General features: G+C 63.0%; 2 protein-coding genes. Both read left to right on the top strand.

Annotated features, from left to right (window positions below; genetic code table 11):
- The first annotated feature begins 186 nt into the window (after positions 1 to 186).
- Positions 187 to 360, top strand: coding sequence for a hypothetical protein (locus EII35_RS16110; protein WP_185744399.1), 174 nt, complete (start codon positions 187 to 189; stop codon positions 358 to 360).
- A 214-nt stretch (positions 361 to 574) separates the two neighbouring features.
- The gene (locus EII35_RS15395; RefSeq protein WP_125229330.1) at positions 575 to 1159 is read left to right on the top strand and encodes a hypothetical protein; all 585 of its coding nucleotides are present in this window, start codon (positions 575 to 577) and stop codon (positions 1157 to 1159) included.
- Positions 1160 to 1487: the final 328 nt, after the last annotated feature.

Here is a 1487-nt window from a genome sequence, read left to right as displayed (position 1 = left end):
ATGGTCGCTGGTTGGAGGTGTTCTCGGGGAATCCTCTGATCCCGTGGACCATGCGGATTGGTTCGGGGGTCTTCACCGGTGCCCCGAGCGCGTCAGAGTGGGTGTGACATCTGGTCTGAGATCGATCTCGTGGTGGAAGCACTCAGGACTGGGGGTCAGGGTGAGGTTGCGACTCGGGTTGTCAGCATGGTGGAGGTCGGGGCGACCGGCGGCGAGATCCTGATGGGGGTGCGTCATGAGCTCTCCCAGCTCCTGCACACAGGGCTGGCGCCCGAGCTGCAAGCGCAGGTGAATGACGTGGTGGCGCACATCGACCGAGTTCTGGACCCCCGCCCGACAGAGACGCAGGAAAGGGCATGAGTGCGTTGTTCGCGATGGCAGGATGAATGCGAGGTTGGGCAGGGTGATGGTCGAGCGAGGTGGGTATCCTGACGGGTTTCCGTGGGATGGGGCTTTTGTCATCCGAGACATTCAGCGCAAGTCGTGGTGGCCGTATCGGCCGGTCGACGGTGTGGTTGATGCCTTGTGGCTGTTGGGTGATGACTCCACGCCGGGGGGTTTGTTCGGTCGTTTGATGGTGGAGTGGGGCGAGAAACTGGGCTGGTTCGTCGCGGGGGAAGCTCCCTACCGGATGGGTGCGGAACCGATCAGCCGGACGACGAAACACGAGGTGTCGACTGTCGAACTGTTGGGGCGGCTCAACTACCGGCCCTGTCAGGACGTCTTCCCGCTGCATCGGTGCATGGAGTGGTGGCGGATCGCTCCCGGAGCGCAGGAACTCCACGACCTGCTGCAGGGGCCGCTGTTTCAGCCACGTGCAGGTTGGTGGTTGGCGGCTTCGGCTGATGCGGATGCCGGGCCTCGGTTCGTGAAGGCCACCACGGGTCTGCTGTGGTGGGGGACACGGGAATATCAGCCTTACGGTGGGCCGAACCATGAGGTGGTTGACAGGTCGGTCAAGGAAGCCCTGCTTGGGTTGTTGCCGCAGATCGGGTTGATGTCGGTGGTGCCGCTGAACAATCATCCTGTGAGTGGTGTGGTGATGTTCGGTACCCCGGAGGCGATTGCGGCGGCCGCTTCGTCGGTGGGTGGTGTCCGGGAGAGCCAGGGCGAGGAGGTTGAGAAGCTGTGGCACCGTGCTGGTTGGTTGGCGATGTAGTGCTGGAGGGCAGCCGACTCGATCGACCAGCGGTGGGAAGGACGGCGCACAAGACCTCATGGACAACTCCAAGGCCACGAATCGCCGTCCTGCTTCCGTGGCAGCGTTGACATCGCGATCTCGCCGAAGCAAAGCGGCGATTCGTGACCACCCCGTCCTCCAGTCACCCTTCCTGCCGGTCTCCCGCTGGCCTCCTCAGTGCGCTGATTCGCCTGCCTTGGTTCGGAAACGCCTGCCTGTTATGTCGCAGGACATCGGTGACAGTTCTGCCTCAGGACATCGGTGACGTTTTGGCGGGGTGTGGTGGTGACACTTCTGGCGAATCGTG

The organism is Arachnia propionica (genome assembly GCF_003932785.1).
In the GTDB taxonomy this organism is placed as follows: domain Bacteria; phylum Actinomycetota; class Actinomycetes; order Propionibacteriales; family Propionibacteriaceae; genus Arachnia; species Arachnia propionica_B.
The sequence above is the reverse complement of the archived record's forward strand: the minus strand, read 5'-3'. Positions and strand labels throughout refer to the sequence as shown.

Coding starts and splice junctions, on each gene's coding strand:
- EII35_RS15395 (WP_125229330.1), top strand. CDS start 575: ATGGTGGAGTGGGGCGAGAAACTGGGCTGGTTCGTCGCGGGGGAAGCT.
- EII35_RS16110 (WP_185744399.1), top strand. CDS start 187: ATGGTGGAGGTCGGGGCGACCGGCGGCGAGATCCTGATGGGGGTGCGT.